The 6228-nt window shown below is 58.8% G+C and carries 3 protein-coding genes; all 3 read right to left on the bottom strand.

Features of this window, described 5'->3' with window-relative positions:
- Nucleotides 1-295 precede the first annotated feature (295 nt).
- Entirely contained in the window at nucleotides 296-3676 is a 3381-nt protein-coding gene (locus tag G9X64_RS12055) for a DEAD/DEAH box helicase (protein WP_171376610.1), read from the bottom strand.
- Nucleotides 3677-3811: 135 nt separating this feature from the next.
- Complete coding sequence (locus G9X64_RS12050; RefSeq protein WP_171376609.1) at nucleotides 3812-5464, bottom strand: GNAT family N-acetyltransferase; 1653 nt, start codon at nucleotides 5462-5464, stop codon at nucleotides 3812-3814.
- 267 nt (nucleotides 5465-5731) lie between these two features.
- A complete protein-coding gene (locus G9X64_RS12045; protein WP_168313615.1) occupies nucleotides 5732-6223 on the bottom strand; it encodes a hypothetical protein in 492 nt (163 codons plus the stop codon).
- Between the last annotated feature and the right edge of the window lie 5 nt (nucleotides 6224-6228).

Here is a 6228-nt window from a genome sequence, read left to right as displayed (position 1 = left end):
GTAGCTCGTCAGGCTCATAACCTGAAGGCCGCAGGTTCAAATCCTGCCCCCGCAACCAAACAAACAGCCCGCCTCGCGCGGGCTTTTTGTTTGGTAACGGGTCGAGGATTTAACGCCTAATCAGGGGCCCGCAAGGAGGCAAAGCCGACGCAGCGGGACAGAAAACAACAAATCCTGCCCCCGCAACCAAATTCCAAATAGACCACCATAGACACAAACATGAAAAGCCCGCCTCGTGCGGGCTTTTTGATTCCTGAAGGAATTAAGCCAAGGCTTCATCGCGCAGATTCGATCCTCAGTCCAATCCGTTCTGAGCCAGGAAGTCCGCTGCCTGCATTGTGTCCAAGGCGCCGGCCGTCTCCCCGAAGTAAGGCAGGCCTTCCCAGAGGTTGCGATCGCCGACGATATAGAATCGCCGCTGGGCGCGGGTGAGGGCGACGTTCAAGAGGTTTGGCTTCGATGCGGCCCAGCTCGCCGCCCCGTGATGGTCGGGATCGGCGCCGAGCACCATGAAAACGATGTCTTCCTCCTTGCCCTGGAAGGTATGCACCGTGCCGATCCGTTCCTGCAGCCATTTCGATAGTCTCGGTGGAGACGAGCGCGTATTTCCGTTCCAATCACCCCATGCTGCATGGGCCAGAGCCTGCCTCAGACTGTTCTTGATCTCCTTGAACGGCGAAATGATATAGAGATCCGGCAATGCGCCGTCCCGGCGATAAGTGGCAGTGAGGAGATCGACAATGAAACCCGTCTGTTCTGGAACGGCCTGTTTGCCGGACACCCTTCCCCTGACGTCGATCCAGGCGCTGTCGCCATAAAACGGTGGAGCGTCGCCGGCCGGCCGGCGCTCTTCCAGCCCGAAGACCATCTTGTTCTGATAAGCGATCTGGTTGGCAAGACTGAACATCGGGTCGATGCAGCGACGATGGACCCTGAGGGGGCTGCCGATCCAGAGGCCGTCCGCTTCCTCGCCCTGTACAGTCGTTCCATAGCGGTTGGCCGAATCGGCCAGCATCTGCACCGACGCCCTGTTCGGCGAATAATGTCCCGCGGCGGTGTTGGGCGAGAGCGTAGAGGTGGCGGTGATCAGTGCGCTGGGTAGCGTGAAGACCGGTTCAATCTGCTGGGGATCACCGATCACCATAACGCGTCGCGCCCGCAACAGGGCGCCAACGGCCGCTTGCGGCACTGCCTGACCGGCTTCATCGATGAAGACCCAGCCGATCGAACCGGCTTCGAGGCCATGGAACTGCCGAGCAAAGGAGGCAAACGTCGTCGACACGATCGGAACGATCATGAAAAGGCTCTGCCAGATCAACGCAATGTGCTGGCTGTCGGCGGGACCGTTGTTGGAAAGCAGTTTGTTGATGGCGACGATGTTTCCGCCAAAACCTCCGCCCTTCTTGCCAACATCTGCCAGCCACGCTTCCTGCAGCGTCAACGCTGCTTCCAGCAATGCCGAACGCAGACCTGCCAGCTCGTCCTGATGCCAAAGACCGTCAATCTGGAACCGGTCGGTTTCGAGATCGGCGAGACGCACGGGTAGGGTCGGATGACCGAGAATTGTCCCGAGATGATCGAATTCTTCTCTCTTCCGAGACCAGATTTCCCGTTGCGATCTGAGCGCCAGTTCGGCCCGCTGAAGTCCGCGCAACGCCCGTTTCAGCGCAGGTCCATATGTTTTTGCAAGTTGACGCTCGCATTCCGCCAGTGCCTTGCGCAGTTCCAGCTGCCCGCGCGCATTGGCGCCGACATCTTGCCGATGCTGCCGGACAGGAGTGGTCGGCAACACTCTCTCCCACCACGCAGGAGCGCTGCGGTCGAGCAACTGTTCCTCCTCCTTCAGATGAGACAAACCTTCCCTGATACGAAGTATTTCGGCTTTGACCATGTCGCATCTGTGCTGCGCTTGCCGAAATTCGCTTTCGGCTGCTCTGACCCCTTCAAGGGCCTCGCGGCAGAAGGTATCCTGCGAAACCAGGGCGATTTCGTCACAGAGATCGGCATAGCGTGCACATTGGCCGATCTTGCCGCGGACCGCGCCGTCGGCGGCATGAAAAGCCGCCGACGCTTCGGCAAAGGTCGGTCCTTCATAGCTTTTCAGCCATTCCCAAATGGTCTGTGGCTTAGCAGTGCCAGACCAGCCGGGCTTCGGCCTGTCGGCGATCTCCATAAAGCCGAAACGTTCCTTGAAGGCTCGGCGGTTCCTGGAGTTGCCGAGCGCACAGGCGATCAGACCCCACGGGCGGTCGTCGTCGGAGAGCTTGACGGTGGCACCATTGTCCTTCTGGCAAGCGATCTTGTGTGCGACCGTCTGCAGATATTGGAATGAAGACGTCTTCGCGATTGCGCTCTGCTTGGGAAGGTCACGCGAAATATTCTCCACGGCGGCGTTGTTGGAGGAGGCGACGACCATTTCGAATCCTGCCAGGGCCGGGATCAGCGCCGATATCGAGGCCGTGCTCCGGTCCGAGAAAATGACGCGGCGCGGCGCGCCATTGAAGGCATCGCGCGCCGTCTTCAAGGAGGCCAGGATGCGGGCGCGCCGGACGATATTATCCGCGAACATGTCGCGAAGCAGCGTCGTCTTTCCCGTCCCTGGCGGGCCATTGATCGAGAACAGTCCCGTTTCCGACAAGGCGTCGATTGCCGAATTGATCGCGAACTGCTGCATGAGGCTCATGGCGTGGTGAGGCTCGCTGAGCCAGCGCCCGCGGTTGAGTTTTCCAGGATGCAAGGCCCGAACGATCGCCCGGCGCCCCTCCTCCGAGTAGAGGTCGATCCGTTTCTCACGCGCCAGCGGGGTAAGATATTGCCTGAGCGGCGCGGGGATATCGCCATGCGTGACGCGTATCATCGCCCGCTCGATGTCCTCGATGAAGAAGCTGTTCAGGATGCCGATGTCGTCGTCAACGTTTGCACTCTCGTCCTCCTCGTCGTCGGCATCGAGCGCGTTGCCTTCCGGCGGTGGCGGCAAGAAGATGACCTCGGGTTTTTCCACCCGGTCTCGATAACGTATTTCAACGGCGGCGATGGGCTTTTCCTGCTTCGAGGCAAAGCCGGCCCAATCGCAGAGCAATTCATACAATGTCAGGAGTTCAGTGGCATCGATCGGCTGATCGGCCATGTCCTCGGAAGATGAAGATCTCAGATTCCGTTGTGCCCGAAAGTTTTGAAGCAATTCCGAGAGCTGCCGCTTGCTGTCGGCAAATGCCTCGTAGCCGAGCGAGGAGAGGCCGGATTTACGCACCCGTCCCAGAGCCCATGGCAGCGTGGAAACCGAAAATGTTTCGAACATCGGCTGTCCCAAGGGAGAGAGTTGCAGACTGGCAAAGCAGGTATCGCCATCGAGGTCGCTGCGTTCGGCATCGTCATATTCGGCGATATCGGGCGCAACGTTATCGAAGTGTCTGCGGATATCGGCAATTTCCGACTTGCTGAAAACGCCGAGGAACAAGGTAAAACCCGTGATCTGCTTTTCCTGGGGGATCGCTGGACGGCTGAGTGCGGCACCGTCATCCGCGAGCGTTTTCGCATGTAGCCAGAAAACACTTCGGCCTTCACCGGAGACGACGCGACTGGAGAGATCGTAAGGAATGAAGAACTCGATCTTGTGCCAGAAGTCGAGAATGGCCAGAAGCCGTTCCCTTTCGGCGCCGTCTGCATTTGTCTGCATGACTTCTCACTGAGGAGTTGCAAAAATAGGCTAGCACCTTGCTTTTAGCAACGATCGCAGCTCAAAATCAAAGACCATGGTGACTGCGCTTCCCGGAGCCGCCGAACCGCATTTCCGCACCATGGCAAAGCCACGTCAATGCAGACGGGGTCGGCGCCGCTCGCTGAGTTGCCGTCCCCGGTTCCAGCGGGCGATGGTCTCCGGCACGACGTCCGTCTTGCCAACGGCGGGCTCGGCGATCGAGCGCAGGCGCTCGAGGGCAACACCCGCCTTGGCGGCATAATCGATCGAGGTCGGATCGTCCGAATGCACGTCCTGGATCGCGGCGAAGACGGCCTCCGCCTCGGCCAGCCGTTTGCTGGCCGCAAGGGCGATACCGCGCTTGTAATGTGCCTGGATAAGATGCGGCCCGATCTCGCCGGCCCGGCGGAAGGTCTCTGCGGCCTGCTCATATTGCTGCAGGGCAAGCTGCGTGTCGCCAAGCCGCATTTGGATCGGTGTCGGATCGGGCGCTTGCTCGACGAGAGCCTTGTAGGCAGCCAGTGCCTCCGTCAGTTTGCCGCGGTCGAATAGCAGATTGGCGAGCCCGAATTCCGCGCCGGTATGGCCTGGAGCCGATTGCAGGACCTGGTTGAAGGCGATCTCCGCTTTACCACGGGCGCCGTTGCGGTACATGTCGAGCGCCTGCTCGTAGACGAAACGAATGCTGCGCGGATTGAGCACGCCATGTAGATTCTGGCCGTTGCGAGTGCGGAATAGGGTGCAGCTGATCCGCCTTTCCTCCACCCCGAACATATATTTATAGGGTTCGTTTCCGCGCAGGAAGTCATAGGTCTTGAAGCCGTGCTCGATCGCCCGCCGGATGCCGTAACCATGCAGGATGAGACCGGGGGACGGCGTCTTCCAGTTCTCGTCGCGGCCGGTGATATAAAAGAGGATCGCCTTCTTCTGCCGGTCGACGATATTCGCCAGCGCGCCGAGCGGCTGATCGCCATACCAAAGGACTGGCACTTCGAGATTGCCGCTGTTGAAACAGTCCATCAGCATTTCGCGCGTGGTGATGATCAGCCGTTCGGTCCGCTCCGTGCCTTTGCGGGCACTCCACTTGATCCGCCAGAGATTGAAGAGGATGTCCAAGTCCCGATCGATGGTCTCGGCGGTTGCCATCGTGATCCGGTAAATATCGTTGCCTTCGACCTTGCGCAGGAAGCGCCGGAGCTTCTGGCGCGTCTGGCTGCTCATGCGCTGTTCGAGATAGTCGTCGAAGCTCGCCGGTAGGGGGACGATCGGGCAGATCGTATTGTCGACATTCTCGCTGTTCTTGGGTGAGCTGTCGCGAAACATCACCTCCGGCCCCTGCAGCGCCTCGATCATCTTCTCGCGCCGGCGGGCAGGACCGCTGAAATATTCGAGCTTCAGTTCTGTCCAGTTCTGATGTTTGAGAAACGAAGCAAAGCCGGCAATGGCGTGATGCTCGAAATCCGGTCTGGCGATGAAGCCGGTATAATCGGCCGCAAAATTCCCGGCCATGATGATCTCGTCGTAGAAGAGCCCGGTCTTCTCGTTCAGATGCGTGATCAGGCGCAGCGGAAAGAAGGCGACATAGGCTGCTTCGGGATCGCGTTCGCGAAGGGCGAGAATGAACCAGCGGCGCCGGCGGCAGAGATAATTCTTCAGCCATATCCAGGAGAGGAAATGCTGCGCGTCGGGATCTTCCATGAAGACCTGATCCCAGTTCTCGCGTACCGCCTCGAACCCCGCAATGGTGTCGATGATATCAATGCGCATGTCCGCCCCCATACCCCATACGTCACTCGGGAGGCTTCATTCTAATGGGAAACACCGATCTTCAAATAAACCGTCCGGATAATTTACGGGGCCTAAATGGGATTAGTCCTGAGCCGGCGCACAACCCAAAATCACATCCGGTTTTGGTGAAAATTATGCGCAGATTCAAAGTGATAGAGCGAAACTTGTCCTGAAGGATGCTGCGCTTCAACGGACCTCGCCCGAAAGTGTGCATCGGTTTTGAGGCCTCCATACATAAGGATTAGATCAGAGCTCGCCGGAGATCTGCGGGCTCGCATGGATGAAGGCCCAGAGCGTCCGGCTGATGGCGACGATCTCGGCGATCGACTTTTCGAGAAGGTCGATCTCGCGCGCGTCCATCTGTTCGATCTTGCCGTAGCGGATCTGTTTGTCGTCCTCGACGAGCCGCATCAACTGCGTGCTCGAGATCTCTCCCTTTTCGTCGAAGGAATAGATACAGTGATTGTATTTGTTGCGGACCTTGGATTCCTTCTTCAGCCGCGACATGGCTGAAAGGATCGCCTTCCGGTCGGAAGGGGAGGTCGAAGCGAGCTTGGACAGCCGTTCGATGAGATCTATCCGGGCGCGCGTGGTGTTGAGCGTCAGGAACACGACGATTGCTGCATCCTTTTCGACCCGGAGAAGATGGGCGATGATGTAGATCAGCAGGCTTTCGGTGTTCGTCCAGACATAGTTCAGGCGACCGACCCGCAGCAGGACATCGGACATTGCCGCCATGCTTG

Origin of the sequence: Rhizobium sophorae (assembly GCF_013087515.1) — a bacterium.
GTDB classification, from domain to species: Bacteria; Pseudomonadota; Alphaproteobacteria; order Rhizobiales; family Rhizobiaceae; genus Rhizobium; species Rhizobium sophorae.
Note: the sequence above shows the minus strand (reverse complement) of the source record. Positions and strands in the feature narration are given on the sequence as shown.

Coding starts and splice junctions, on each gene's coding strand:
- G9X64_RS12055 (WP_171376610.1), bottom strand. CDS start 3,676: ATGCAGACAAATGCAGACGGCGCCGAAAGGGAACGGCTTCTGGCCATT.
- G9X64_RS12050 (WP_171376609.1), bottom strand. CDS start 5,464: ATGCGCATTGATATCATCGACACCATTGCGGGGTTCGAGGCGGTACGC.
- G9X64_RS12045 (WP_168313615.1), bottom strand. CDS start 6,223: ATGGCGGCAATGTCCGATGTCCTGCTGCGGGTCGGTCGCCTGAACTAT.